The sequence below is a fragment of the Streptomyces sp. NPDC007896 genome, assembly GCF_042959425.1.
Taxonomy (GTDB): domain Bacteria; phylum Actinomycetota; class Actinomycetes; order Streptomycetales; family Streptomycetaceae; genus Streptomyces.
In genome coordinates this window covers 99,601-126,261 of record NZ_JBIBKX010000004.1, presented here as the reverse complement: position 1 = coordinate 126,261, position 26,661 = coordinate 99,601, and the positions used below count along the sequence as shown (strand labels likewise).

The following is a 26,661-nucleotide window of genomic DNA, read 5'->3' as shown; positions in this document are numbered from 1 at the left end:
TCAGACTTCGATCTTGCCGAGGCGGCGGATGACGAAGAAACCGACGGTGTAGAGGCCCAGCGAGATCAGGACGAGGGTCTGGCCGAGGCCGGAGCCGGTGACGCGGGCGAGCGCACCCTCGTTCGAGGAGTTGATCAGGAGCAGCGAGCCCAGACCGAGCATCGGGACCGTGAAGGCGGTGGCGTTGACCTCGGAAAGCATGGTGCGGACCTCGCGGCGGGTCTCCTTGCGGTCCTCCAGGGTGTGGGTGAGGTTGCGCAGGGAGCTGACGACCGAGCCGCCCGCCTTGTTGGCGAGGACCAGGGTCGTGACGAGGACAATCAGCTCGCGTGAGGGGAGGCGCTCGGAGAGTTCGCCGAGGGCGTCGTCGATGGTGCGGCCCAACATCAACTGGTCTGCCACGTGCGCGAGTTCCTCGCCCGCTGGGGCTTCGAGCTCCTCCGCCGCCATCGCCAGTGCCGTCCGCAGGGCCAGTCCGGCGGCGGTCGCGTTGGCCAGCAGACGTGCCACGTCGGGGAGTTGGCCGATGAAGGCCTCGATGCGTTTCTGGCGCTGCCAGTTGAGGAAGATGGCCGCGCTCCACACGCCCACGAGGGCGGCGATCGGACCGAAGAAGGGGGCCAGCACCGACGCGGCCATCAGCCACAGCGCGACGACGACGGCGGTGACGTACGTGGCGAACTCCCCCGCCGTCACATCCAGGCCCGTCGCCGACAGGCGCAGGTGGATCGTCCGGCCGAGGCGGGTGCGGCGCAGCCGGCGGTCGATCGCGGCGAAACGGCGTACGCGGCCGGCCGCGGTGCGCAGCGGGCCGCCGCCGGAGAGGCGGTCGACGAGGGCCTGGCGCTGGGCACGGCCCGAGGCGTACGTGTGGACGCCCGCGACGGCGAGGGTGCCGCACAGCACGGTGGCGCCGAGGGCGAGGAGTGCGGGGTCGTTCATGGCTGCCTCCCTTCGGGGGCGGGGTTGGTCATCCGATGGCCCGCCTCGTGTCGAGAACGTCGAGGACCTCGGCCACGCCGAACGCGGGCGGCAGCGGCTCACCTGCGACGTACAGCTTCTCGGCGACCTGGCGCGGCAGCGAAAGGTGCTCGAAACGGCCGTGTACGACACGGTCGGGGCCGACGGGGCGGGGGACGAAGCGGGTGACGGGGACGACACGGAACTGCTCGCGGCCGTGCGAGACGACCAGGGCTATCTCGGTGACCTTGCGGGAGCCGTCGGCGTGGCGGGTGAGCTGGACGACGACGTCCACGGCCGAGTTGATCTGGTCCTTCAGCGCCTCGAAGGGGATCTGGACCTCGGACATCGAGCCGAGGGTCTGGAGCCTCATGAGGGCGTCCTCGGCGGAGTTCGCGTGGACGGTGGCCAGGGACCCGTCGTGACCGGTCGACATCGCCTGGAGCATGTCGAGGGTCTCACCGCCGCGGACCTCACCGACGATGATCCGGTCGGGGCGCATACGCAGCGAGTTGCGGACCAGGTCGCGGATGGTGATCTGGCCCTTGCCCTCGACGTTCGGGGGGCGGGACTCCAGCCGGATGACGTGTTCCTGCTGGAGCTGGAGTTCGGCCGAGTCCTCGATGGTGATGATGCGCTCTCGGGACGGGATGAGGCCGGAGAGGGCGTTGAGCAGGGTCGTCTTCCCGCTGCCGGTGCCGCCGCTGACGATGACGTTGAAACGGGCCCGCACGAAGGCCGCGAGCAGCATCAGCATCTGCTCGTCGAGCGAGCCGAGATCGATGAGTTCGGGCAGGGTGTACACACGGGGGAAGCGGCGGATCGTGAGGGTGGGGCCGGTCAGGGCGAGCGGCGGGATGATGACGTTGACGCGTTCACCGGTGGGCAGCCGGGCGTCGACCATGGGGTTGGACTCGTCGACGCGGCGGTTGACCGTGGAGACGATGCGTTCGATGGTCTGCATCAGCTGGTCGTGGGAGGCGAAGCGGAGAGGGAGCTGTTCGACCCGTCCCGCGCGCTCCACGAAGATGGAGTCCGGCCCGTTGACCATGATCTCGGTGATCGACGCGTCGGCGAGCAGCGGTTCGAGGACGCCGAGGCCGAGGGCCTCGTCGACGACCCGCCGGATCAGCTGGGAGCGCTCGGCGGAGGACAGGACCGGGCCCTCACGGCTGATGATGTGGCCGAGCACGCGCTCCAGGCGTACCCGGCGTTCGGCTGCCGCCAGGCTCGACATCTCCGCGAGGTCGATCTCCTCGAGGAGCTTGGCTCGGTAGACGGCGACGAGGCGTCCGTCCTCGCGGGCGGGGCCCGACTCGTCGGGGGTGGAGAGTCGGCTGCGCAAGCTCATGGGTTCAGCTCCTCCCGGTCATGCGTCGGTTGTCCGTTTCCGGTTCATTTGTCGGTGGGCATGGTGGCGTGGCGGGTCACCGGATAGGGGCCGAAGAAGGGGATGACTCCGGGGACACTCACGGTGACCGTCGCCGTGGTGAGGTCGGCGCCCTCGTTGGGCTTCACGTTCGGCTTGAGCCAGCCGCTCACCGCGGCCTGTCCGGCCGCCCCTCCGTCGCCGCCCTGCGAGGCGACCCGTGCCGCCGCCCGCGCCCCCGTCCCCGCCTGGTTGATCCCGTACCCGATGAGGCCGAGCTGGATGGCGGCCATCCCGATGACGAGCAGGATGGGCAGGAACCCGGCGAACTCCAGCATGGAGACGCCCCGGTCGTCACGGAGCCGACGCCTCAGCCACCGTAAGGGCCTCATCCGTTGTTCCCCTCCAGCGCGGCGCCCGCGTCCGCCTTCACCTTGAAGCCGGCGTCGAAGCCCGGGAAGAAGAGCGGCACGTCGACCTTCACGGTGGCCTTCATCACCGAGCCCGCCGCGTCGCAGCTGATCTCGGCGCCGTTCCAGGCGCCCGGCAGATGCTTGCTCCCGGCCGTCTGGCACACCCCGGGTACGTCACCGTGGACCGCGTACGCCGCCGTCGCCGCCCGCGCCGCCTCGTCCGCCGCGTTCCCGGCCAACGAGTACGAGTAGCCGTACAGCACGCACTGCCACAGGATCGTCATCACGACGAGCAGGATCGGGAACATGCCGGCGAATTCGAGGGTGACCGCGCCCCGGTCGCCGCCCCGCCGCCGCAGCGCCAGCGCGCCCCGGTCCGAGGAGGCCTTGCGGCGCCTGCCGCCGCCCCCGCCGGGCTCCTGGGCGACCACCAGCCCCAGCTCCCCCGCCAGCGCCCACAGCGCCTGCTTGACCGTCGAGCGGGTGTCCAGGTCCTGGAGGCGCCCCGCGTCGACGACGGACTGGAGTTCCTTGAAGGCGGCGGGGACGGGGGTGCGGGCGACCTTGGTGCCGGTGACGCGTTCGACGAGGGAGGGCTGGATCTCCGTACCGCGGGCGAAACGGTTGACGACCGTGGTCGTCTCCTCCGCCTTGCGGATCTGGAGGCGGTCCCACATGCGGACCATGCGTTTGGCGGCGCGGACGGCGACGACGTCGGGGGTGACGAGGAGGAGGGCCCGGTCGGCCATCTCGACGGCCGCGGCGGTCGCGGAGTTCATCTGGGCGCCGCAGTCGACGACCACGACGTCATGGCGGGAGCGCAGAGCGCTCAGTACCTGGCGGGTGACCCGGTCGGTGACCTCCTCGCCGCGTTCGCCCTCGGCCGGGGCCAGCAGCAGGCCCACTCCGCTGTCGTGGGTGTAGACGGCGTCCTGGAGGACGCGGGGGTTGATGTCGCTGATTCCGGCGAGGTCGGCGATCGACCGCCGGAACTGGACGTCCAGGTACGAGGCCACGTCCCCGGACTGGAGGTCGAGGTCCACCAGCGCGACGCTGCGTCCCGACGCCTGCACGGCGAGGGCGAGTTCGACGGCGGTGACCGTCGCTCCGACGCCGCCCTTCGCCCCGGTGACCGTGACGACGGTGCCGCCGGGGCCCGCGTACAGCTCGGGCGTGCCGCTGCCGAGGTGGCGGCGCATGCCGAGCGACCACCCGGCGGCGGCCTGGACGCGTTCGGCGAGGGCGTCGTAGCCCAGCGGGAGGCCGATGATGCCGCGGGCGCCGGAGTCCATGGCGGCGGTGATGACACCGGCGCTGGTGTCCGCGGTGATGAAGACGACGCCGATCGCGGGAAAGCGCATGACCACGTCGCGGATCAGGTCCAACGCCGGTACGGGACCTATGCGTTCGTGGACCAGGACGACTTCGGGCAGTTCGTCGAGGGACTCGGCGGCGAGCCGCGCCAGGGTGTCGAGGAGCGCCGTCGAGTCGGGGACGGGCGGGGCCGGCTCGGCGTCCGCGAGCTGGCTCAGCAGGGTGGCGAGCGCGCGGGCCGAGTCGGCGTCACTGACGGCCGGGAGGATACGGATGGTCATCGGCGCTGCCCCGTAGCCATCGACCTCGTGGTCGTCGACCCCGTAGTCATCGACCCCGTAGTCGTCGGCCTCGTGCGGGGCCATCGGCGCAGTCCCGTGGGGATGGACCTCATGCGCGGCCTCCTACTTGTCCTCGTCGAGGGTGTACGTACGGTCGCCGGGGGCGACGGTCGCGTCGGAGCCGCCCGCGACCAGGGCGAGGCGGACGTGTTCGGCGAACGACTCGGCGTACGCGACGCGTTGGGCGTCGGCGGTGTCGAGCGCGAAGGTGATGGGGACGGCCTGGGTGGCGCTGTTGCGCCGGTCGTTGCTGGACTGCCCGGGGTCGAGGGCGGTGAGTTTGCCGACGTCGATGACGCGGGCGTTCGCCACGATGACCTTGGACTGGTCCTTCTGTTTGTCGTTCTCGGCCTTGAAGGTGGCGTAGATGTTGACCCGGGAGCCCGGGTCGATCTTTCCGGCCACACCGGTCGCCGCGTCGATCATGATCGCGATCTCCTGCTGGCCCGCCTCCAGTGCGGGCCGGTCCACGATCATGTCGGTCTGGAGCAGGGAGCCCTTCTCCAGTTGGGTGACGGCGATCTTCCCGCGGATCTGGCCAAGGCTCGTGACCGCCGTGCTCGACAGCCAGCGCTTGGGCATCGAGACCCTCTGGAACTGGTCGGCCGACAGCTCCTTGTAGGGCGCGATGTCGTCCTTCAGGCGGTACGCCGCCACCTCCGGGCCGACCTTGGAGTTCACGTCGCGGATCACCGAGAGCACTCCGGCGAAGGCGCCCAGGGCGCACAGGACCGAGAGGACCAGCAGGATGACGCCGCGGCGCTGGCGTGAGTTCATGACGCGAACAACCTCGATCGTGGGGCGGGGACGGGCGGGGTCGAGCGGTCGTGCCTGGCGTGGTTCAGCGTGTGTTCTTCGACGTGTTGTTCGACATGTCGATCAGCGTGTTGTTCGGGCGTACGGACGTGGCTTACGTGGCGCCTCGGGGCAGAGCGCGTACTGAGGATGCTGCCCGCACAGTGGCCGCCGGAAGCTCGGAAGGCGGGGGCAGCGGCGCGGCACAGAACCCGCAGCGGTCACCGATGAGTTCGAGGCCGCACCAGTGGCACTCCTCCCGGCGGACGGACGACACGAGCTGGTAGAGCACGGAGACGTCGTACAGACCGGCGGCGAACTCGGCGAGCTTGGTGGTGCCCCACCAGCGCGCCGACTCCTGCGGCAGCGGTACGGTCGCGACGCCCTGCACACGCCAGGCGGGCGCGAGGGTCGCGGTGACCCAGTCGGAGGGCGGCTGGCCCGCGGCGACGAGCAGCCGGGTGCCGAACTCGGGCCCGGGGAGCTCGTCCTGCCCGATCCGGGCCAGCTGGGGGCGCGGATGGGACAGTACGGCGAACTGGGCGCCCGGCACCCATGACTTGGCGTGCGACTTCAGCGTCACCGGGACCCGGTCGAGCTTGGCGACCGAGCCGAGCAGGGCGCCGGCGTAGATGTAGTGGGCGAGCAGCCGGGCGGAGGAGGCGAGCACGCCCGGGCTGAAGTCGCAGACCGACAGTTGTCGCAACTGCTGGGCCAGCAGCGCCACTCCGAGCGGCGGCAGGTCGATGCCGAGCAGGGCGATGCGGTCGCTCTCCAGGACGGAGCGCACGGTGTGCAGCCGCCGGGTGACCGCGTCCTCGACCGAGGCCGGGTAGAGCGCGATGACGTATCCGTGCTGCTCGATGAGGGCGTGCATGCCCGTGAGGGAGCTTTCGAGACTGTCGAGGGGCTGGACCACGGCGGGTGGGGTCTGCCGGTCGTGCGGCGGGAGCACCAGGTCGGGACTGGTGACGGCTATCGCGGTCGGCACGCTGCACACACCCCGTTCACTGTGGCGGGGTGGTCGACCACCGCCTCAGATGGCCCCTGTGACGTCCTCTTGCATCAGCACCATATCCACGGCATGGCCGCCTCAACACCGAATCCTCCACATCAACTCACGGAAGGTACGGCCTTGATCAACGGAGAGTAAGACGAATATGCCACAAGTCGCCCACGCTGTGGCACCGTTGAGGCGACCGGTCACCCCTGTCACCCACCAGAGGTCTTGACAACCCAATTGGTCTGGACCAACTTGTACGCCAGCAACGTACGACGGTGGCCACCGTTCCGCATCCCCTCCTCACCCCCCTCCCCTCCCCTCACCGGAGGTCCCAGTGGACCGCGTCATACGTATGCCCCGACCGCCCCGACGGAGATGGGCGGGCGCCCTCGCCGCCGTCGTCACCGCCTCCGTCCTCTCCCTCACCGGTCTGGCCGGCCAGGCCCAGGCGGCGGACGTCAACAACGCCAAGAACGGCGGCTACGAGTCCGGCCTGAGCAACTGGACCTGCACGGCGGGCAGCGGTACGACCGTCTCCTCGCCGGTGCACGGCGGCTCGGCCGCCCTCAAGGGCACGCCCGCCGGGCAGGACAACGCCCAGTGCACCCAGGCCGTCGCGGTCAAGCCCAACTCGACGTACACACTGAGCGCGTGGCTGCAGGGCGGGTACGCCTACCTGGGCGTGACGGGCACCGGCACCACCGACGTCTCGACCTGGACCCCCGACTCCGCCTCCTGGAAACAGCTCTCGACGACCTTCACCACGGGCGCGTCAACGACCTCGGTGACGGTGTACACGCACGGGTGGTACGGCCAGGCCCCGTACTACGCCGACGACCTCTCGGTCTTCGGCCCCGACGGCGGCGGAGGCGGCGACCCGGCCCCCACCATCCCGGCAGCACCCACCGGTCTGACGGTCTCCTCCACCACGTCCTCCTCCGTCTCCCTCTCCTGGAACACGGTGTCGGGCGCGACGGGCTACAACGTCTACCAGGCGGGTACGAAGGTCCAGTCGACGACGGGAACATCGGCGACCGTCTCGTCCCTCGCGGCCTCCACCTCGTACTCCTTCCAGGTCACGGCGACGAACGCGGCGGGCGAGTCGGCGAAGTCGACGGCGGTGACGGGCACGACGACCGCGTCCTCGGGCGGCGGTGGCGGCGGCACCCTGCCCAAGCACGCCGTCACGGGCTACTGGCAGAACTTCAACAACGGCGCGACGGTCCAGAAGATCTCCGGCGTGCAGTCCCAGTACGACATCATCGCGGTGGCGTTCGCGGACGCGACGGGCACGCCGGGCGCGGTGACCTTCAACCTCGACTCGGCCGGGCTCGGCGGCTACACCGTCGACCAGTTCAAGGCGGACATCAAGGCCAAGCAGGCCGCGGGCAAGAAGGTCGTCATCTCCATCGGCGGCCAGAACGGCACCGTGTCGATCAGCGACTCCACGTCCGCGACGAACTTCGCGAACTCCGTCTACTCCCTCATGCAGACGTACGGCTTCGACGGCGTCGACATCGACCTGGAGAACGGCCTCAACGCGACGTACATGACGCAGGCCCTGCGGTCGCTCTCCTCGAAGGCCGGCTCGTCTCTCATCATCACCATGGCCCCGCAGACGATCGACATGCAGTCCACGTCGAACGCGTACTTCCAGACCGCCCTGAACATCAAGGACATCCTGACGGTCGTCAACATGCAGTACTACAACAGCGGTTCGATGCTGGGCTGCGACGGCAAGGTCTACAGCCAGGGCTCGGTCGACTTCCTCACCGCCCTCGCCTGCATCCAGCTCCAGGGCGGCCTGGCCCCCTCCCAGGTGGGCCTGGGCCTCCCGGCCTCCACGAGCGGCGCGGGCAGCGGCTATGTCTCGCCCTCCGTGGTGAACAACGCCCTGGACTGCCTGGCCAAGGGCACCAACTGCGGTTCCTTCAAGCCCTCCAAGACCTACCCGGACCTGCGCGGCGCGATGACCTGGTCGACGAACTGGGACGCGGCGGCGGGCAACGCGTGGTCGAACTCGGTGGGGCCGCACGTGCACGCGCTCGGCTAGAGGATCCTTTGGAATGTCTTTGGACACGAGTGCCGGCCACCCCACGCGCGGGTGGCCGGCTCTCGCCTACCGAGTGACCGACCATCTTCTCTGAGCCGCCGGACGGCTACCCCAGCGGCCGGTAGTACCCCAGCACCCACGCCACCTGTGCGAACCACCCCCGCAACAACTCCCGCGGCTTCGCGTTCACCACGCACTCGTAGACCCTGCCGTCCAGGTGGACCACGGCGACCATCAGGGCCTTGCCGTTGGGGCTCGCCTTGTAGTGGACGCTGCGGATCTCGGCCCAGGGGAAGTCGACCGTGATGTCGTACATCTCGAAGGCCACACCCGACGCGTCGACAACGACCGAGTTGTGCTTGTCGACCGCCAGGAACTCCGGGCCCGGCGCCGAGGGCTGGGGTGGCCCCGGGGCGTACTGCGGCGGGGGCGGGCCGAAGCCCGGTGGGGTGGAAGCGGGCGGCTGGTCTGTCACCCCGGCAACCTATCCCCGCGCACGCGGATCCCCTGCGTGGAGGGGCCCCTATGGGCCCCCTCCGAACCTTCTTTCCGTGCCCTGAAACATTTCCGGGGGGCCGGCGCATCAATGGAGTGAAGGCGGCGGTACCAAAGACACGGGGGCGGGATGAGACAGGTCCGGGGGGACGAGTACGCCGAGTTCGCGGCGGCGCGGGCGGGGCATCTCTACCGTTCCGCCTGTCTGCTCACCGGCGGGGACACTCATCTCGCCGAGGACCTGGTGCAGGAGACCCTCGGTCGCCTGTACGTCCGCTGGTACCGGGTCTCCCGCGTCGTCAACCCCGCCGGGTACGCCCAGACCGTCCTCACCCGTACCTTCCTCGCCCACCAGCGGCGCCGCAGCAGCCGGGAACGCGCCACGGACGAGTTCCCCGACCTTCCCGACCCGCGCGCGGCCGACACCGACACGCCCCTGCGGCTGACCCTGGTCGAGGCACTCGGCCGGCTGTCCGCCAAGGACCGGGCCGTGGTCGTGCTGCGCTACTGGGAGGACCGCAGCGTCGAGGAGACCGCCGAGGCCATGAACGTCAGCTCGGCCGCCGTACGCACCCGCTGCACCCGCGCGCTCGCCCGGCTGCGGCTGCTGCTCGGGGACGCCCTCGGCGAGCACGCCAGACCCTGACCCCGGCCCAGCGCCGGCGTCGGCGCCGGCGCCGACGACCGTACTGACCGCTCCGACAGACAGCCCTTACGGAGAGCAGAGAGGGTGATTCGCCATGCCCGTTGACGACCGCGACCGCGACCACGACCACGACCGGTACCACGACCACCACCGGGGACACGACCACGAGGACCGCTTCGAGGAACGGCTCGGCGAGGCCCTGCACCACGCCGGCGGTGCCTACGAGACCGACCGGCGCGCCCTGGTCGCCGCCGGCGAGGCGCGCGGCCAGAGGCTGCTGCTGCGGCGCAGGGCCGCCGTCGTGGGGGGCGTGGCCTCGGTCGCGCTCGTGGGCCTCGGCGGGGTACTCCTCGTACCGGGGGGCGACGACGGGCGGCAGTCCGTGGCCACCGGCGCGAAGACCCCCGTCGCCTCGGCCGCCCCCAATAAGTCGTACACCGGCGACGAACTGATCGGCATCCTCGAGAAGTTGCTCCCCCGGGGCAAGTTCGGCACGGCGGAGGCACGTGGCACGGACGAGCAGCTGCCGCCGTACGCGCAGGTCGTCTACAACGACGGCAAGGGCGAGGCGGCCATCGCCGTCGGCCTCGGCCGGGAACTGCCGGGCAGCGAGCAGGCCCGCCAGACCGTCGAGTGCCCGGACAAGGTCCTGGCGCCGTACGACAGATGCGCCGTGACCAGGCTGCCCGACGGCTCGGCGCTCAAGATCGTCCAGGGGTACGAGTACCCGGACCGCCGCGCGGACACGAAGCTGTGGACGGCGGACCTCGTCACCGCCAAGGGTCAGCACGTCAGCGTGAGCGAATGGAACGCCGCGGCCGAGAAGGGCGCGCCGGTCAGCAGGGCCGAACCACCCCTGTCTCCGGCGCGGTTGAAGACACTCGCCACGGCCGGCGCGTGGCTGGGCGTCGTCGACGCGATCCCGGTGGATCCCAAGGCCCCGACGGCGGCTGCGGCACAGCCCTCCGGCGTCAGCGGCCGCGCGATCGGTTCGACGCTCGTCTCGCTGCTTCCCAAGGGCGTCAAGGTGGTCGCCAAGAGCGGCCCGGACAGCGGGTACGGCTATGCCGTCCTCGACGACGGCAAGGGCAGGAGCCTGGTCCAGATCAACGTGCAGCCGAACATGTCGGACGTCGAGCACCAGCTCTTCGGGGCGGACGCCGAGACGCTGGCCGACGGCACGAAGGTCGTCACGCACAAGAAGCCGGGCGAGAAGGGCGGCGTCGTCATGTGGACCGCCGACACCATCAGGACCGACGGGTTCCGTGTGGTGGTCAGTGCCTTCAACTCCGGCAGCCAGGAGACCGCCGCGACGCGCACCGCCCCCGCGCTCACGACGAAGCAGCTCCGGGCGATCGCCCTCAGTGCGAAGTGGCGCGGTCTGGGCTGAGTTCCCTGGCCGCTCTCACGCATCGGGCCCCGTCGGGCAGACCTGCCGGCGGGGTCCGACGCATGACCGGTTTCCGCCATCGGCTCTTTGTCGTCTCTTGACCTGCCCATGCCAAACGCTCACCATGAGCGCCACACCCGCACTCCGTACGTCGCACTGATTCCACCCCCCACTCCGCCAAGGAGACTTCATGCGACTTCACAGACGCGGCAGGCGCACCGTCACCCTCGCGACCCTGCTCGCGCTCGCCCTCGCCGCCCCGATCACCGCCACCGCCACCCACGCCACGGCGACGGGAGCGAAGGCCCCCGCACCCTCGGCCGACGACATCCGTCAGTACGAGATCCACCAGAGCACCACCCCGGTGACCCGCACCGCCATCCAGCAGACCGGCGTCACTGTGGACGAGGCCGACGAGGAGACCGTCGTCGTCTCGGGCCGCGCCGACCAGGTCACGAAGCTGCGCCGACTCGGCTACGAGGTCTCGCTGTTGGGGTCCGCGCCGAACCGGTCGAACGGCGCCGGTGACGTCCGCCTCCTCGACTTCCCCTCGGCCGACGCGAAGTACCACAACTACGCCGAGATGAACACGGAGATCGATCAGCGGCTCGCGGCCTACCCGAGCATCATGAGCAAGCGGGTGATCGGGAAGTCGTACCAGGGCCGGGACATCGTCGCCATCAAGGTCAGCGACAACGTGGCCACCGACGAGAACGAGCCCGAGGTCCTCCTCACCTTCCACCAGCACGCCCGCGAGCACCTGACCGTCGAGATGGCGCTGTATCTGCTGCGCGAGCTCGGGGCCGGATACGGCAGCGACTCCCGGGTCACCAACATGGTGAACAACCGCGAGATCTGGATCGTCCCCGACCTCAACCCGGACGGCGGCGAGTACGACATCGCGACCGGCTCCTACCGCTCGTGGCGCAAGAACCGCCAGCCCAACTCCGGTTCCTCGTACGTCGGTACGGACCTCAACCGCAACTGGAACTACAAGTGGGGCTGCTGCGGCGGCTCGTCCGGCTCCACGTCCTCCGAGACCTACCGCGGCGCCTCCGCCGAGTCCGCGCCCGAGGTGAAGGTCGTCGCCGACTTCGTGCGGAGCCGGGTCGTCGGCGGGAAGCAGCAGATCAAGGCCGGGATCGACTTCCACACGTACAGCGAACTCGTGCTGTGGCCCTTCGGGTACACCACCGCCGACACCGCGACCGGCATGACAGCGGACGACGCCGCCGCGTTCAAGGCCGTCGGCCAGAAGATGGCGGCCAGCAACGGGTACACCCCGGAGCAGTCCAGCGACCTGTACATCACCGACGGGTCGATCGACGACTATCTCTGGGGCAGTCAGAAGATCTTCGACTACACCTTCGAGATGTATCCGACGTCCAGTTCCGGAGGCGGGTTCTACCCGCCCGACGAGGTCATCGAGCGGGAGACCTCACGGAACCGGGACGCCGTGTTGCAGTTGCTGGAGAACGCGGACTGCATGTACCGGTCGATCGGGAAGGCGACGCAGTACTGCAGTTGACCGGGGCGGTGCGGTGTGTGGGGAACTGCGGGCCCGTTGTGGCTGGTCGCGCAGTTCCCCGCGCCCCTTACAGGGCGCTCTCCTCACCGTCTTCGAAGTAGGTGTCCAGGACCGCGTCCAGCTGGTCCTCCCACTCCTTGAAGCGCGCCCGGGCCGTCGCCTCGATCTCGATCGGGTACCAGCGACGGTCCGGGGTGTGCACCGTGATGGTGAACCGCTTCCCGAAGCGGGGCGACTCCGTCTCGACGGCGCCGATCTCGTCCCAGCGGAACTCGGCCTCCTGGTCGTCCAGACGCAGCCGTACGCCGCTGTGGTCGGCCTTGATCGAGGCGCGCCGGTCGGACGCCTCGAACACCGGCCCGTCCGGGTCCGGTTCGGGCTCGGAGTCCGGTTCGGACTCGGAGGTGGCCTCCTCTTCGGCCTCGGCGGGCGCTTCCTCGGAGACCTCGTCCTCGGGGGCGGCGTCCTCGACAACCGCCTCCTCGGACACGGCCTCCTCGGACACGGCCTCTTCGGAGGCGGTCTCCTCGGACACGGCCTCCTCGACGGCCGCGTCCTTCGGCTCCGCCTTCGCGGGTGACGTAAGCCCGGGGATGTACGCCGGGTTCACCGCGGCGGCGTCCAGGGGCTGGCTCTTCGAACCTATGCGCTGCTCCACAGCGGGCAGTATGGTCGAAGATCCTGTGTCGGACACAGCCAGCCCCCAAGTTGGCAACGCGACCGTTGCACGAAGACGCCCCGTACCTACACGAACAGGCTCACCACCGCCGCCACCGCGAAGCCCGCCACCGACAGCACCGACTCCAGGACCGTCCAGGTCTTGAGGGTGTCCCGTTCGGAGATGCCGAAGTATTTCGCCACCATCCAGAAGCCGCCGTCGTTGACGTGCGAGGCGAAGATGGAGCCCGCCGAGATCGCCATGATGACCAGGGCGACGAAGGCCTGGGAGTGGTCGCCCTCGGTCAGCAGCGGGGCCACGATGCCGGCCGTGGTGACGATGGCGACCGTCGCCGAGCCCTGGGCGACACGCAGGACCAGGGAGATGAGGTAGGCGAGGACGATCACCGGCAGGCCGACGTCGTTGAAGGTGTCGGAGAGGGCCTGGGCGACCCCGCTGCCCTTGAGGACCGCGCCGAAGACCCCGCCCGCGCCGACTACGAGCAGAATGTTGCCGACCGGCTTCAGCGAGGCCGTGGACACCGTCTCCAGCGACTTGCGGGACCAGCCGCGACGGAGGCCGAGCAGGTAGTACGCCAGCATCAGAGCGATCGTCAGCGCGACGAAGGGGTGGCCGAAGAACGTGATGACCGAGCGGCCCGTGGAGGGGTCGAAGGCGATCGAGGAGAAGGTCGCGAGCAGGATCAGCACCAGCGGCGTGCCGATGATGGCCAGAACCGTGCCGAGCGGCACCGGCTTCTCCTGCGGCGCGACCCCGGCGGCCCGCTGCTCCTCGACCAGCGCGGCCCTCGCCTCGTCGGCGGCCTCGGCCATGTCCTGCGGCACGGGGACGAAGATCCGCCTGCCGATCCACGCGGACCAGACCCAGGCGGCGAGCACGGCGGGGATGCCGCAGACGATGCCCATGAGGATGACCCAGCCGAGCTGCACGTGGAGCAGTCCCGCGGCGGCGACCGGGCCCGGGTGCGGCGGCAGGAACGCGTGGGTCATGGAGAGACCCGCGAGCAGCGGCAGGCAGTAGAGCAGGATCGACTTGCCGCCGCGCTTGGCGGCCGCGTAGACGATCGGCGCGAGGACGAAGATGCCGACGTCGAAGAAGACCGGGATGCCGAAGATGAGGCCGGTGAGGCCCATGGCGAGGGGCGCCCGCTCCTCGCCGAAGAGGTTCAGCAGCCGGGACGCCAACACCTCCGCCCCGCCGCTGACTTCGAGGATCGCGCCGAGCATCGTGCCGAGCCCGATGATGATCGCGATGTGGCCGAGGGTGCCGCCCATCCCGGACTCGATGAGGGAGACGGCGTCGGAGCGCTGGACCGTGCCGAAGAGTTCGGTGACGGAGAGACCGGCCGCGAGCCCGACGGCTATGGAGACCGCGAGCAGCGCCACGAAGGGCTGGAGTCTCGCCTTGATGATCAGGACGAGAAGCAGGGCGATACCGAGGGCGGCGACGGTCAGCAGACCGGCGGTGCCGTGGATGAGGGCGATCAGGCCGCCGGTGTGGGGTGGGGCCGGTGGTGCGGTGGTGGCGGCGAGCAGGGGCAGGGGTGAGGACATGAGCGGAGGACCTCTGCAGTCGGGTAAGTGGGGCATGCGGCTTTCGGGCAGGGGGGATCGCGGCACGGCGTCCCATGAAGGTGGACGCCGTGCCGTGATGACGTACGGGGTGCGGGAGTTGGAGGGGGCGCTCAGCCCAGTACGGCGAGCGCGTCGATCTCGATGAGGAGGCCGGCCGGCAGGCCGACGTAGACCGTGGTGCGGGCGGCGGGGGGCGCGGTGAGGCCCTGCTCCTCGAAATAGGTGTTGTAGATCTGGTTCATCTCGGCGAAGTGGTCGACGTCCGTGAGGTAGACGCGGATCATCATCGCGTCGTCCCAGCCAGCGCCGCCCTCTTCGAGAATCGCCTGGACGTTGGCGAGGGTCTGGAGGGTCTGTTCACGCAGGGTCGGACCGGCGGGCGTGGGCGGCCTGCCCTCCTCGGCCGGGAGGAAGCCGACCTGTCCGGCGACCTGGAGGATGTTCCCCTTCTTCACGCCGTGCGAGAACTTCGCCGGCGGCGTGGTGTGGGTCTTGGGGGTGAGGGCGGTCTTCTCGGTCATGGACGTCGGGAACTCTCTTCCTTGGCTGGGGGCTTGCCGGAGTACTCGTGGCTGATGGCGTCGGCGGTCCGGCGCACCAGCGGGAGCAGGGTGAGGAGTTCGTCGGCGGTGACGACGACGTTCGGCGCGGAGACCGACATCGCGGCGACGACGCGTCCGTCGGCGCCGCGGATGGGGGCCGCGACGCAGTTGATGGACTCCTCGTGGCCACCGAGGTCGGTGGCCCAGCCCTGTTCGCGCACCGTGGCCAACTCCTTGAGGAAGGCAGGCGCGTTGGGGGTCGAACGGGCCGTGTACATGGGGTAGTCGAGCTTGTCCGCGACGGCGCGGCGCTCGGGCTCGGGGAGATCGGCGAGGAGGAGTTTGGCGACGGCGGCGACCGTGATGGCGACCGGTTTCCCGATCCGCGAGTACATGCGCACCGGGTAGCGGCTCTCCACCTTGTCGATGTAGAGGACCTCGTTCTCCTCGTACACCGCGAGGTGGACGGTGTGCCCGCAGGTCTCGTTGAGCCGTACGAGGTGGGGGTGGGCGATCTCGCGGACGTCGAGGTTCTCGACGGCTTCCTGGGCGAGGGCGAAGAGGCGGGCGCCGAGGCGGTAGCGCTGGTCGGACTGGCGGTAGACGAGGCCGTGCTCGTGCAGGGTGCGCAGGAGGCGGAGCGCGGTGGACTTGTGGACGCCGAGGCGGTCGGCGACCTGTCCGAGGTCGGCGGGGCCCTCGGCGAGCAGCGGCAGGATGCTCAGCGCTCGGTCGACGGTCTGGCTCATGGGGTACGTACCTCCTCCTGGGCCCGCGTGACGGCTTCGGTCCAGCCGGGGCCGAGTCGAAGTGTCTCCCACGCGTCGTCGTCCAGAGCGGCCAGCCGGTCGGCGTGGTCGCGGGAGGGGGGTACCGCGAGGTCGCCGTGGACGGTGAGGGCGGCGGCGGCCATGAGGTGGCCGTGCCGGAGCCGGTCCCGGGCGGGCAGCGCGCGCAGGGTGGCGGAGAGGAACCCGGCGGCGAAGGCGTCGCCCGCGCCGACGGCCGCGATCACGTCGACGTGCAGGGCGCGTACGAACGTGGTGGTGTCGGGTGCGTCCTGGGCGGCGCCCGCCGCGGCCCTCTCGAACACGGTCGCTCCGTCCCCGCCCTGCTTGACGACGAGGACAGCCGGTTCCGGCAGCGCGTCGCGGATCGCCCGTGCCCCGCGCAGCCCCCAGGCGGCGCGGGCCTCGTCGTCCCCGACGAACACGATGTCCGCGCCGCGCGCGAGGTCGAGCAGGACGCGCGGTCCGTCGGCGTCGCGCCACAACCCGGCGCGGTGGTTGACGTCGAAGGAGACGAGGGGGCGCCTCGCGCGAGGCGCGGTGAGTTCGCGCATCAGGCCGAGGCAGTCCTCGGACAGCGCCGCGGTGATGCCGGACAGGTGCAGTACGCGGCCCGACCGCAGGGCGCCCACGTCCACGGTGTCCCTGGTCATCGCGGAGGCGGCGGATCCGGCCCGGTAGTAGGCGACCTCGTGGGCCTCGCTCGCCCGGTCGCCCGCCGTACGGAAGTAGATGCCCGTCGGGCGCACGGGATCCCGTCGTACGGCGGAGGTGTCGACGCCGTACGCGGCGATCGCCTCGACGAGGTGGTCGCCGAACCCGTCGGTGCCGACCCGGCCGACCCAGCGCACGGTGTGCCCGGCCGCGGCGAGCACACACGCCACGTTGGACTCGGCTCCGCCGATCCCCCGCTCGAACGACGGCACATCGGCGAGGCGCCCCGGCCGGGTGGGCAGGAACGTGACCATGGACTCGCCGAGCGCGACGACATCCACGACGTCCGGGGCGTCGACAGGTCCGTTGGGGGTCACGATGTCTGGGGCTCCTCGCTCTCGCGGCCGACGGGGACCAGGCGGCACCGTTGACCCTGCGTTGGCTGGGATGTTAGACAGCAGTAAACGACATACGCAATGACCGTTGCACATGATGCAACGCGATGCAGCACCCTTGAAGGGATGGCCCCATGACCGCCTCCGAAGCCGCCGCCCGTCTGGCGGCGGACCGTCTCGCCGCGGACCGCGTCGACCACCGCTTCAAGGGCCTCCCCCCGGACGCCGAGGGTCTGACCGTCGGCGAGCTGGCCGCCCAGCGCCGCGACCTCTTCACCGGCGGCTTCACCACCCCCGTCCTCGCCCTGTCCGCCGAGCGCCTGACGCACAACCTCGAACTGATGGAGACGTACGCCGTCCGCCACGGCCTCGCCTTCGCCCCGCACGGCAAGACGTCGATGGCCCCCCAGCTGTTCTGGCGGCAGATCGAACACGGCGCCTGGGGCATCACGCTCGCCGTGCCCCACCAGGTGCGCGTGGCGAGGGAGTTCGGGATCGAGCGGATCTTCCTCGCGAACGAACTCGTCGACGCGGCGGCGCTGCGCTGGATCGCGTCCGAGCTGGCGGCCGACCCGGACTTCCGCTTCGTCTGTTACGTCGACTCGGTGCGCGGCGTCGAGCTGATGGACGCGGCGCTGCACGGCTCCACCCGTCCGGTGGACGTGGTCGTCGAGCTCGCCGCCGGCGCGGGGGCCCGCACCGGGGTGCGTACGGAGGCGGAGTGCGCGGCGGTCGCGGACGCGGTGGCCGCGACGCGGACCCTGCGCCTGGTCGGCGTGGCCGGTTACGAGGGCGAGGTCCCGGGGGCGGACCCCGAGCGCGTGCACACCTGGCTGCGGCGGCTGACCGCGCTGGCGGTGGACTTCGACAAGGCGGGCCGGTTCGAAGGAGTGGCGGAGATCGTCGTCAGCGCGGGCGGCAGCGCCTGGTTCGACGCCGTCGCGGACGTCTTCTCCGAGCTCCCCGCTCTCTCCCTGCCCGTACTGAAGCTGCTGCGTTCGGGCGCGTACGTCTCGCACGACGACGGCCACTACCGCCGGCTGACCCCCTTCACCCGGGTCCCCGAGGAGGGCGCGCTGCACCCCGCGTTCCGCCTCTGGGCCCAGGTCGTCTCCCGGCCCTCCCCCGAGCAGGCCTTCATCAACGCGGGCAAGCGCGACGCGGCGTACGACCTCGATCTGCCCGAGGTCCAGGTGGTACGGCGGGACGGTGCCGAGCGGCCGGCGACGGGACTGACGGTGACCGCGCTCTCCGACCAGCACGCGTGGCTGCGCACGGACCCGGAGGCGGACGTGGAGGTCGGGGACTGGGTGGGCCTCGGGCTGTCGCACCCCTGCACGTCCTTCGACAAGTGGCAGCTGATTCCGCTGGTGGAGGCGGACGGCACGGTCGTGGACTACGTCCGTACGTTCTTCTGAGAGGCCGTTGTGACGAATGTTTCCAGGAGGCCCCTGTGATGGATCTCGTCATCCGCGACGCGGAGGTCGTCGACGGCACCGGAGGCCCCTCGTACCGCGCCGACGTGGGCATCGAGGGCGGCAGGATCACCACCGTGCTCAAGGAGGGGGCGGCGGCCGGCTGTCTGCGGCCGGTCGCCCGGCGGGTCCTTGACGCCGAGGGCCTGGCCCTCTCCCCCGGTTTCATCGACATGCACGCCCACAGCGACCTCGCCCTCCTGCGCGACCCGGACCACAGCGCGAAGGCGGCACAGGGCGTGACCCTGGAGGTCATCGGCCAGGACGGGCTGTCGTACGCGCCGGTCGACGACCGCACCCTCGCGGAGGTCCGGTCCACGATCACCGGCTGGAACGGACCCGGTGACGACATCGACTTCGACTGGCGTTCGGTGGGCGAGTACCTGGACCGGCTCGACCACGGCTTCGACGGCGAGGCCATCGCGGTGAACGCCGCGTATCTGATCCCGCAGGGCACCGTCCGGATGCTCGCCGTCGGCTGGGACGACCGTCCGGCGACGGCGCGGGAGCTGGAGCGGATGCGGCGGCTGGTGGCCGACGGGATGCGCGAGGGCGCCGTCGGCATGTCCTCCGGCCTCACCTACACCCCCGGCATGTACGCCCAGGACGCCGAACTCACCGAGCTGTGCCGGGTGGTGGCGGAGTACGGCGGCTACTACTGCCCGCACCACCGCTCGTACGGGGCGGGCGCCCTGGCGGCGTACGAGGAGATGGTGGCCCTCACCCGTGAGGCGGGCTGCCCGCTCCACCTCGCCCACGCCACCATGAACTTCGGCGTCAACAAGGGCAGGGCCCCGGAGCTGCTGACCCTCCTGGACGACGCCCTCGCCGCGGGCGCGGACATCAGCCTCGACACGTACCCCTACACCCCCGGCTGCACCACGCTGGTCGCGATGCTGCCGAGCTGGGCGAGCGAGGGCGGCCCGGAGGCGATCCTCGCGCGCCTGAAGGACGAGGAGACGGCCGAGCGCGTCCGGCACCACATGGAGGTGATCGGCGCCGACGGCTGCCACGGCGTGCCCATCGAGTGGGACACGATCGAGATCTCGGGAGTCACCGACCCGGCGCTCGCGTCGTACGTCGGCAGCACGGTCCGCCAGTCCGCCGACCGGCTCGGCGAGAGCCCCTGGACGACCGCCCGCCGCCTGCTCCTCGACGACCGGCTGGGCCCGACGATCCTCCAGCACGTCGGCCACGAGGAGAACGTCCGCGCGATCATGCGGCACCGGGTGCACACCGGCGGTTCGGACGGCATCCTGCGCGGCGACAAGCCGCACCCGCGCGCGTACGGCACGTTCCCGCAGTATCTGGGGAAGTACGTACGGGAGTTGGGCGTCCTCTCCCTGGAGGAGTGCGTCGCCCATCTCACCGGCCGCCCGGCCGCCCGGCTGCGGCTGCCCGACCGCGGCCTGGTCCGCGAGGGGTACCGCGCCGACCTCGTCCTCTTCGACCCGGCCACGGTCGCGGCGGGCTCGACGTTCCAGGACCCGCGCAGACTCCCCACGGGCATCCCCTACGTCCTGATCGACGGCCGGTTCGTGATCGAGGACGGGCGGCGCACGGACGTACTGGCGGGGCGGGCGGTCCGCCGGACTCCCCGGTGACCGCCCGCCGCCGCACAGAGGTCACGGCTTGGGCAGGGTGCATCCGCTCGCGCTCAGGCTGAGCTTGTTGCCGGTCGTGAAGCAGGCCGGGATCTGGTAGGTCTCCTCGGCGTAGTTGATGCCCGGGTGAATGGTGACGTTGCCGCTCGCGTCGACCTCACAGGGGTTGTTCACCGTGCAGGTCTCGCCGTCCTCGTTACCGGTGTTGTTGACGGCGACGACCTTGCCGGTGGACTGGTCGATGACCGGCGAGCCCGAGGTGCCGCCGATGGTGTTGCAGGCGGAGGTGTAGCGGATGGAGTCCTTCCAGGTCCAGTCGCCCTCCTTGAGGCGGTACGCGAACCCGTCGATGCTGCAGTTGTAGAGCCGCTTCCAGTAACCGGAGGCGACCGTGATGGCGGTGCCGACGGTCGGGTGCGTGTCCTGCACGGTCAGCGCGCTGATGCCGTACGAGTTCCTGATCGTCGTGTAGGTGCTGGTGAGCTGGTAGATCGTGACGTCCGTGTCGGTCATCGTCGAGTACGCGACCTTGCTGGCCCGCAGGGTCGCCACCCGGGTGCCGGCGGAGTTGAGCAGGCCGAAGGTACGGCTGGACGCCTGGTCGACGATCACTTCACCGGGCTCCGGGAAGCCCGTCTCCAGGCAGTGGCCGTTGGAGAGCACGAGCGCCGGGTCGCTGTCCGCGGAGTTGGGGAAGCGGATGACGGAGCCGGAGCAGTTGCTGAGCGCGACGGTCCCGGCGAGGCTGACGGCCTGGAGGGTCGGCGCCGCCGCCTTCGTGTCCGCCTTGACCGCGGACGTGGACACGGACGTGGACGCCGCCGCGGGTGCGGGTGCCGCGACCGCGGGTGCCACGCCCGCCCCGGTGATCACCAGGGCGAAGAGCGCGGCGACGAGAGGCTTGCTCATGTGGGGGTCCCCTCTTGCGACTTGGGCGACCGGAGATCTTCCGGCCACTTCCAGTTTTGTCATGCGCATTGTCAATCGAGGGGACGGGAGGGACAAGGAGCGGTTTCCGGCCATGGGCATGCCGGAGTGACGGGACGGGGCGTGTCGTATACGCGAGCGAGCCGACGGCTACTTCGGCCGCTTGGTGGCGCCCTGGCCGTGGCCGGGATTGCCGTTGGCGGCGCCGCGGCCCGTGGTCGCGGTCGTCGTGGGGCTGATGGTGGGGCTCCCCGTGGGGGTGGTGGAGATCCCCGCCGACGGGGATCGCGGCGCCGTCGTGGACGGCGTCGCCGAGGTGGACGCGGACGCGCCCGGGGAGGTCCGGTCGGCGCTCGCGCCGGAGGCGGCGGGCGAGTCGCCCGGCGCCGTCCCCGCCTCGTCGGCGGCCGAGCCGCTCACGGAAGCCGTCGGCTCCGGGGACGCGGACGCGCCCCGGCCGTCACCGTCGCCCTGCCCCGAGGGCGAGGAGCCTGCGGACGACCCGGAGTCGAACAGCCCCACGAGCACCACGGCGAGGACGACCGCGCACACCACGCCGCCGGCCACCGCCACCCGCCGCCGCGGGAGCCGCTCCGGGCGGCGGCGCCGCGAGCCGCCATGGCGGCCGGTCCCGGTACGCGCCGCGGCGCCGTCGCCGCCCGTCCCCGACCCTGACCCGCCGTCGCGCGCCCCCGACCCGTCGTCGGCCCTCACCGCACCCGGCCCGTCGTACGCGTCCTGCCAGCCGTGCGCCGCCGCCGGATCCGCGTACGCCTCGTACGCCGGAGGCGCCTCGCCGTCGCCGCTCGGGAGGTACACCCTCGGCTCGGCCTCGGTCTCACCGTTCTGCCAGGACATGAGCGCGGATTCTAAGGACCGCAAGGGCTTGCGGCACAACGCGGGAAGAAAGCGACCCAAAACGTCACGTCTCACGTGGTGGAAAACACCCCCCGCCGAGCGTTACGCGGCCGTAAGCTCACCGTCATGCAGGTGATCCAGTCGACCAAGCTCGCCAACGTCTGTTACGAGATCCGGGGCCCGGTGCTCGAGGAGGCGATGCGGCTGGAAGCGGCGGGTCATCGGATCCTCAAGCTGAACACCGGCAATCCGGCCGCGTTCGGGTTCGAGTGCCCGCCCGAGATCCTGGAGGACATCCTCCGGAACGTGTCGACGGCGCACGGCTACGGCGACGCGAAGGGCCTGCTCGCCGCCCGCCGCGCCGTCGTGATGCACAACCAGACCCTCGGCATCGAGACCGACGTCGAACACGTCTTCATCGGCAACGGCGTGTCCGAGCTGATCGTGATGGCGATGCAGGGGCTGCTGGACGACGGCGACGAGGTCCTCGTACCGGCGCCGGACTACCCGCTGTGGACCGCCGCCGTGTCCCTGTCCGGCGGCACCGCCGTGCACTACCACTGCGACGAGCAGTCGGACTGGATGCCCGACCTCGCGGACGTGGAGCGCAAGGTCACCGACCGCACCAAGGCGATCGTCATCATCAACCCGAACAACCCGACGGGCGCGGTGTACGACGAGGCGATGCTGCGCGGGCTCACCGACATCGCCCGCCGTCACAACCTCCTGGTCTGCTCGGACGAGATCTACGACAAGATCCTCTACGACGGCGCCACGCACACCCCGACCGCCTCGGTCGCGCCCGACCTGCTCACCCTCACCTTCAACGGCATGTCGAAGGCCTACCGGGTGGCGGGCTACCGGGTCGGCTGGATGTCGATCTCCGGCCCCCGCGCGCACGCCGACTCCTACATCGAGGGCCTGACGATCCTCGCGAACATGCGCCTGTGCGCGAACATGCCCGGCCAGCACGGCGTGGTCGCGGCGCTCAGCGGGCGGCAGACCATCAACGACCTGGTGCTGCCCGGCGGCCGGCTGAAGGAACAGCGGGACGTCGCCTACGAGCTGCTGACCCAGATCCCGGGCGTGAGCTGCGTGAAGCCCAAGGGCGCGCTGTACCTCTTCCCGCGACTCGACCCGAAGGTCTTCAAGATCAAGGACGACCGGCGGATGGTCCTCGACCTGCTCCGCCGCGAGAAGATCATGGTCGTCCAGGGGACCGGCTTCAACTGGCCCGAGTCGGACCACTTCCGGGTGGTCACCCTGCCGAGCGTGGGCGATCTGACCGACGCGGTGACCCGGATCGGGAACTTCCTGGACGGCTACAGCCAGCCGTGACACTCACGCTGTGTACGCGACACGACCAGATGTGCGACATGGCTCAACTTTAGACGAAATCCAAGCTAGGATGGTTTCCTGAAAGACCACAGGAGGCCGTCCCCATGTACGAACCGATCCGCACCAAGTCGGTCCACACGACGGCCGGCACCCCCTCCGACTTTCCCCACCGGTCGCGCGAGGAGGAGCTGGACATCCAGCTCGCCGGACACCTCGCGGCGCTCCTCGCGGTGACCGACGAGATCCGCGCGATCGAGCCGTCCGCCGACCTGGACGCGGCGGCCGAGCGGCTCGCCGAGCAGGTGGCGCGGCTGCGGGCAGGAGTGGCGCCGGTCCGCGCGTCGGCCGCCGCCGTGCGCGAGCCGCACGTCGTCGCGCTCCACCAGCGGGCCCACGCCCTGGCCGGCCGCGCCCTCGTCGTCGCCGCGTCCCGCGCGGACACGGCGGGCGCGATCCTGGCCGCCGAGCGCATGGACGCCCACGCCCCGGCCGCCGAACCCCGCGAACTCGCGGCTCACTGAGAGCCCGCGTCCGAGCCTCCGGGCTCCCCTTGTACGGCCCCGGTCCGCGCGCACCCGCAGCGACGTGCGGACCGGGTGCCACACATCCCACCGGTCAGCCGAGGGCAGTGCCCGTCGTCTGCAACCCCACCGTCGCGAGCAGCGCCAGCTGCTGTGCCGCCTCCGTGCCCGGCGCCGCCGAGCAGATCGTGATCCGCAGGTCCCCGCCCGGCACCGCGAGCGTGTCGCAGTCCAGGAGGATCGTCCCCACCTCGGGATGGTGGACCGTCTTGGTGTCGGCCTTGTGGAACCCGACCGCGTGCGAGGCCCACAGCTCACGGAACGGCTCGCTCTCCCGCCGCAGATCCGCGATCAGCGAGCGCAGCCCCCGGTCGTCGGGATAGCGGGCGGCGGCGGACCGAAGATCCGACACCAGGGCCGTGCGCAGCCTCTGCTCCTGCTCCGGGGTGTGCGTGGTCCGGCTGGGCAGACCCGTGAACTGCCGCCACACGTAGTTGCGTTCCCGCCCGCGCCACCCGGACGGGTCCCCCGCCAGCGCGGCCCACAGCGGGTTCCACGAGATGAGGTTGTACGCCGCGTCGTGGACCCCGATCGGGGACTGGCTCAGCTGGTCCAGGAGGCGCTGCACGCTCGGCGGGATGTGCTGCGAGATGTGTCCGGCCGCGGGCGGGGCCTGCCCGGCCAGCCGGTAGAGGTGGTCGCGCTCGGGCTCCGACAGGCGCAGGGCGCGGGCGAGCGCGCCGACGACCTGGCCGGAGGGGGCGGTGGCCCGGCCCTGTTCGAGGCGGGTGACATAGTCCACCGAGAGCCCGGCGAGCTGCGCCAGCTCCTCCCTGCGCAGTCCGGGCGCCCGCCGCGCGCCGCCCCTCGGCAGCCCGGCCTCCTGGGGTGTGGTCCGGTCGCGCCAGTACCGCAGCGCGGTACCGAGCTCTCCGTGCTCGCGATGGTCCCGAGGGTCTCGTTGGCTCACTCCTCCATGGTGCTCCCCCCGCGCCACCACAGCCTGGTACTGCCAGTCCCCCCGAGACGGAGGGCTCGAAGCCGCCGTTCCGGTGGCATACCGGGATCGGTCGGACACCCTCCGTTCACCTGGCGCGACCGGGAATGTTGGGTGGTCCGGTCCTGCTGATCGGCGGCGTGTTGACTTGCTCCTCGGGCTGAAGCCCGAGGATTCCGGCCTTCTCGTCCGTTGCTGTGCCGCTACGCGGCACGGAGTTCGGACGGGAATCCGTGGCTTCCTGTTTCTTCGCGCTGTGCCGGGACGAGTCCTGGTCTTACCGGCGCTCCGCAGGCTGATACCGCCAGTCCGGCGGCCGTCTTGACGTTGATCGCGGCGTTGTGGTCCCGGTCGTGGAGGGAGCCGCAGGCGGTACAGGTCCATTCCCGGACGTTCAGGGGCTTGGGTCCGTCTTTGATACCGCAGGCCGAACAGGTCTGGGAGGTCGGCTCGAACCGGCCGATCTTGACCAGGGTCCGGCCGTACCGGGCGGCCTTGTATTCCAGCATGTGGACAAATGCCGACCATCCGGCGTCGTGGACACTCTTGGCCAGCCTGGTGCGCGCGAGTCCTTTGACCGCCAGGTCTTCCACGCCGATCGCTTGGTTGTCGCGGATCAGCTTCGTGGAGAGCTGGTGGTGGAATTCGTGGCGGGCGTCGGCCACCTTGGCGTGGGCGCGGGCGACCTTGAGGCGGGCCTTCTCGCGGTTCTTGGACCCCTTCTGCTTGCGGGACAGCTCCCGCTGGGCTCTTTTGAGTTTCTTCTCCGCGCGGCGCAGGAACCGCGGGGAGTCGATCTTCGTGCCGTCGGAGAGGGCGGCGAAGTGTGTGAGGCCGAGGTCGATGCCGATCGTATGGTCGGTGTCGGGCATCCGGGCGGCGTCGGCGGCCGAGTCGGTATCGATGACGAAGGAGGCGAAGTACCGCCCGGCAGCGTCCTTGATCACAGTGACCGAGGAAGGCTGTGCGGGCAGGGTGCGTGACCACTTCACCTTCACCGCGCCGACCTTGGGAAGATTCAGCCTCCCGGAATCGGTGATCGACCACCGGGCATTGGCCGTGAAGCGGATCGACTGCCGCTTGTCCTTGCGGGACTTGAACCGGGGCGCACCGGTCTTCACGCCCTTGCGCTCGCCCTTGAGAGAGGCGAAGAAGTTCCTGTAGGCGGCCTCCGCGTCGCGCAGGGACTGCTGGAGCACCACCGAGGAGACCTCGCCCAGCCAGGCCCGCGAAGCGGTCTGCTTCGCGGCGGTGATCAGCTTCTTGGACAACTCGCCGGCCGCCGGGAATGCCTCGCCCGCCCTGCGGGCGTCCTCGCGGGCACGCACCGCGTCGTTGAATACGACGCGGGCGCACCCGAACGCCTTGGCCAGTGCGGTGCGCTGGCCGGAATCCGGGTACAGGCGGAAGCTGTACCGAAGCTGCATGGCGGTCACCCTACGTACTTGGGTCATGGGTGAGATGCAGAAGGTCAGAACTGGTCGCCACTGTGTTTTCGCGATGAATTTCCACTTGGTCTTCGTGACCAAGTTCCGGCTCAGAGTGTTCACCGATGCTCATCTGACGCGCATGGAGCAGATCATGCGGTCGGTGTGTGCGGACTTCGAGTGCGAGCTGGTGGAATTCAACGGCGAGGACAACCACGTCCACCTCCTGGTGAACTTCCCGCCCAAGGTCGCCGCCTCGGCGGCCTGCGGCAGCAGATGGGACTGCCGCTCACCGTCCTCCGTACCGGCGCGTACGACGACGAAGCCGTCGCCCAGGGCGAGGTGGCCCAGCCAGCCTCGGGCGAGCACCACGACGGTGAGGGTGGTGGCGAAGTCGGCGGTGTCCGCCCCCTTCTGCTCGGCGTTCGCGCTGGCGGACATCATCTGCAGCAGCTCACAGAAGTAAAGAACCCCGCAGCCGGGCGTGGAGCTTCGGCGCGAAGGCCTGGAGCACCTGTTCGCCCATGTCGGTGATGCCGCCGACGCCTATCGCATAGAACCGAAAGTGGCAGGCC

General features: G+C 70.5%; 24 protein-coding genes and 2 pseudogenes. 9 read left to right on the top strand and 17 right to left on the bottom strand.

The window, feature by feature from the left end; translation table 11 throughout:
- The 6 genes from ACFZDJ_RS15190 to ACFZDJ_RS15165 form a co-directional block, all read right to left on the bottom strand.
- The gene (locus tag ACFZDJ_RS15190; protein WP_384912429.1) at positions 1-942 is read right to left on the bottom strand and encodes a type II secretion system F family protein; all 942 of its coding nucleotides are present in this window, start codon (positions 940-942) and stop codon (positions 1-3) included.
- A gap of 28 nt (positions 943-970) precedes the next feature.
- The gene (locus ACFZDJ_RS15185; protein WP_391059383.1) at positions 971-2,311 is read right to left on the bottom strand and encodes an ATPase, T2SS/T4P/T4SS family; all 1,341 of its coding nucleotides are present in this window, start codon (positions 2,309-2,311) and stop codon (positions 971-973) included.
- Positions 2,312-2,355: 44 nt separating this feature from the next.
- A complete protein-coding gene (locus tag ACFZDJ_RS15180; protein WP_390932474.1) occupies positions 2,356-2,721 on the bottom strand; it encodes a TadE/TadG family type IV pilus assembly protein in 366 nt (121 codons plus the stop codon).
- The gene (locus tag ACFZDJ_RS15175) at positions 2,718-4,337 is read right to left on the bottom strand and encodes an AAA family ATPase (protein ID WP_391059830.1); all 1,620 of its coding nucleotides are present in this window, start codon (positions 4,335-4,337) and stop codon (positions 2,718-2,720) included. The genes ACFZDJ_RS15180 and ACFZDJ_RS15175 overlap by 4 nt, the downstream gene beginning before the upstream one ends.
- 123 nt (positions 4,338-4,460) lie before the next feature.
- Positions 4,461-5,174 (bottom strand): Flp pilus assembly protein CpaB, encoded by a 714-nt coding sequence (cpaB, locus tag ACFZDJ_RS15170; protein ID WP_168495122.1) that lies wholly within the window; start codon positions 5,172-5,174, stop codon positions 4,461-4,463.
- A 133-nt stretch (positions 5,175-5,307) separates the two neighbouring features.
- Complete coding sequence (locus ACFZDJ_RS15165) at positions 5,308-6,183, bottom strand: hypothetical protein (RefSeq protein ID WP_384912418.1); 876 nt, start codon at positions 6,181-6,183, stop codon at positions 5,308-5,310.
- Between the two features lie 364 nt (positions 6,184-6,547).
- Here ACFZDJ_RS15165 and ACFZDJ_RS15160 point away from each other — a divergent pair, with 364 nt between their 5' ends.
- On the top strand, positions 6,548-8,248 hold the full coding sequence (locus ACFZDJ_RS15160) for a glycosyl hydrolase family 18 protein (RefSeq protein ID WP_390932478.1): 1,701 nt from the start codon (positions 6,548-6,550) through the stop codon (positions 8,246-8,248).
- A 106-nt stretch (positions 8,249-8,354) separates the two neighbouring features.
- On the opposite strand, the gene ACFZDJ_RS15155 is transcribed toward ACFZDJ_RS15160, so the two are convergent.
- Positions 8,355-8,723: a hypothetical protein gene (locus ACFZDJ_RS15155; RefSeq protein WP_390932480.1), complete on the bottom strand. Its 369-nt coding sequence runs from the start codon at positions 8,721-8,723 to the stop codon at positions 8,355-8,357.
- A 150-nt stretch (positions 8,724-8,873) separates the two neighbouring features.
- Here ACFZDJ_RS15155 and ACFZDJ_RS15150 point away from each other — a divergent pair, with 150 nt between their 5' ends.
- The 3 genes from ACFZDJ_RS15150 (at position 8,874) to ACFZDJ_RS15140 (ending at position 12,307) form a co-directional block, all read left to right on the top strand.
- Positions 8,874-9,389 (top strand): SigE family RNA polymerase sigma factor, encoded by a 516-nt coding sequence (locus tag ACFZDJ_RS15150; RefSeq protein WP_390932482.1) that lies wholly within the window; start codon positions 8,874-8,876, stop codon positions 9,387-9,389.
- Positions 9,390-9,483: 94 nt separating this feature from the next.
- Complete coding sequence (locus tag ACFZDJ_RS15145) at positions 9,484-10,779, top strand: hypothetical protein (protein ID WP_391059381.1); 1,296 nt, start codon at positions 9,484-9,486, stop codon at positions 10,777-10,779.
- A gap of 190 nt (positions 10,780-10,969) precedes the next feature.
- Positions 10,970-12,307 (top strand): M14 family metallopeptidase, encoded by a 1,338-nt coding sequence (locus ACFZDJ_RS15140; RefSeq protein WP_385382698.1) that lies wholly within the window; start codon positions 10,970-10,972, stop codon positions 12,305-12,307.
- 67 nt (positions 12,308-12,374) lie between these two features.
- Here the strand turns inward: ACFZDJ_RS15140 and ACFZDJ_RS15135 are convergent, their stop codons facing one another.
- From ACFZDJ_RS15135 to ACFZDJ_RS15115, 5 genes are all read right to left on the bottom strand, one after another.
- Positions 12,375-12,965 carry a hypothetical protein gene (locus tag ACFZDJ_RS15135; RefSeq protein WP_391059378.1) on the bottom strand — a complete coding sequence of 197 codons (591 nt, stop codon included), beginning with the start codon at positions 12,963-12,965 and terminating at the stop codon, positions 12,375-12,377.
- 86 nt (positions 12,966-13,051) lie between these two features.
- On the bottom strand, positions 13,052-14,539 hold the full coding sequence (locus tag ACFZDJ_RS15130) for a gluconate:H+ symporter (RefSeq protein WP_391059375.1): 1,488 nt from the start codon (positions 14,537-14,539) through the stop codon (positions 13,052-13,054).
- 131 nt (positions 14,540-14,670) lie between these two features.
- Positions 14,671-15,081: a Rid family hydrolase gene (locus ACFZDJ_RS15125; RefSeq protein ID WP_390932493.1), complete on the bottom strand. Its 411-nt coding sequence runs from the start codon at positions 15,079-15,081 to the stop codon at positions 14,671-14,673.
- Positions 15,078-15,851, bottom strand: a complete 774-nt coding sequence (locus ACFZDJ_RS15120) for an IclR family transcriptional regulator (RefSeq protein ID WP_168510774.1) — start codon at positions 15,849-15,851, stop codon at positions 15,078-15,080. The genes ACFZDJ_RS15125 and ACFZDJ_RS15120 overlap by 4 nt, the downstream gene beginning before the upstream one ends.
- Entirely contained in the window at positions 15,848-16,921 is a 1,074-nt protein-coding gene (locus tag ACFZDJ_RS15115; RefSeq protein ID WP_391059373.1) for a PfkB family carbohydrate kinase, read from the bottom strand. Before ACFZDJ_RS15115 ends, ACFZDJ_RS15120 begins: the two co-directional genes overlap by 4 nt.
- A gap of 152 nt (positions 16,922-17,073) precedes the next feature.
- Between ACFZDJ_RS15115 and ACFZDJ_RS15110 the strand changes: the two genes are divergently transcribed.
- Together ACFZDJ_RS15110 and ACFZDJ_RS15105 are read left to right on the top strand one after the other, a co-directional pair.
- Entirely contained in the window at positions 17,074-18,357 is a 1,284-nt protein-coding gene (locus ACFZDJ_RS15110) for an alanine racemase (protein WP_391059370.1), read from the top strand.
- 38 nt (positions 18,358-18,395) lie between these two features.
- Positions 18,396-20,018 carry an amidohydrolase family protein gene (locus ACFZDJ_RS15105; protein WP_391059367.1) on the top strand — a complete coding sequence of 541 codons (1,623 nt, stop codon included), beginning with the start codon at positions 18,396-18,398 and terminating at the stop codon, positions 20,016-20,018.
- Between the two features lie 21 nt (positions 20,019-20,039).
- Here the strand turns inward: ACFZDJ_RS15105 and ACFZDJ_RS15100 are convergent, their stop codons facing one another.
- Positions 20,040-20,927, bottom strand: coding sequence for a trypsin-like peptidase domain-containing protein (locus tag ACFZDJ_RS15100; RefSeq protein ID WP_391059364.1), 888 nt, complete (start codon positions 20,925-20,927; stop codon positions 20,040-20,042).
- Positions 20,928-21,095: 168 nt separating this feature from the next.
- Positions 21,096-21,803 carry a hypothetical protein gene (locus ACFZDJ_RS15095; RefSeq protein ID WP_391059362.1) on the bottom strand — a complete coding sequence of 236 codons (708 nt, stop codon included), beginning with the start codon at positions 21,801-21,803 and terminating at the stop codon, positions 21,096-21,098.
- Between the two features lie 126 nt (positions 21,804-21,929).
- Here ACFZDJ_RS15095 and ACFZDJ_RS15090 point away from each other — a divergent pair, with 126 nt between their 5' ends.
- Together ACFZDJ_RS15090 and ACFZDJ_RS15085 are read left to right on the top strand one after the other, a co-directional pair.
- The gene (locus ACFZDJ_RS15090; RefSeq protein ID WP_075032310.1) at positions 21,930-23,141 is read left to right on the top strand and encodes a pyridoxal phosphate-dependent aminotransferase; all 1,212 of its coding nucleotides are present in this window, start codon (positions 21,930-21,932) and stop codon (positions 23,139-23,141) included.
- Between the two features lie 104 nt (positions 23,142-23,245).
- On the top strand, positions 23,246-23,662 hold the full coding sequence (locus ACFZDJ_RS15085; RefSeq protein WP_391059359.1) for a hypothetical protein: 417 nt from the start codon (positions 23,246-23,248) through the stop codon (positions 23,660-23,662).
- Between the two features lie 94 nt (positions 23,663-23,756).
- Here the strand turns inward: ACFZDJ_RS15085 and ACFZDJ_RS15080 are convergent, their stop codons facing one another.
- Positions 23,757-24,632: a helix-turn-helix domain-containing protein gene (locus tag ACFZDJ_RS15080; RefSeq protein WP_391059356.1), complete on the bottom strand. Its 876-nt coding sequence runs from the start codon at positions 24,630-24,632 to the stop codon at positions 23,757-23,759.
- A gap of 230 nt (positions 24,633-24,862) precedes the next feature.
- Positions 24,863-26,086: an RNA-guided endonuclease TnpB family protein gene (locus ACFZDJ_RS15075; RefSeq protein WP_391059354.1), complete on the bottom strand. Its 1,224-nt coding sequence runs from the start codon at positions 26,084-26,086 to the stop codon at positions 24,863-24,865.
- A gap of 25 nt (positions 26,087-26,111) precedes the next feature.
- Between ACFZDJ_RS15075 and tnpA the strand changes: the two are divergent.
- Positions 26,112-26,360, top strand: a pseudogene (gene tnpA / locus ACFZDJ_RS15070) (IS200/IS605 family transposase); the annotation flags it as partial.
- A 35-nt stretch (positions 26,361-26,395) separates the two neighbouring features.
- On the opposite strand, the pseudogene ACFZDJ_RS15065 reads toward tnpA, so the two are convergent.
- Positions 26,396-26,527 (bottom strand): annotated as a pseudogene (locus ACFZDJ_RS15065) (protein phosphatase 2C domain-containing protein); the annotation flags it as partial.
- Between the last annotated feature and the right edge of the window lie 134 nt (positions 26,528-26,661).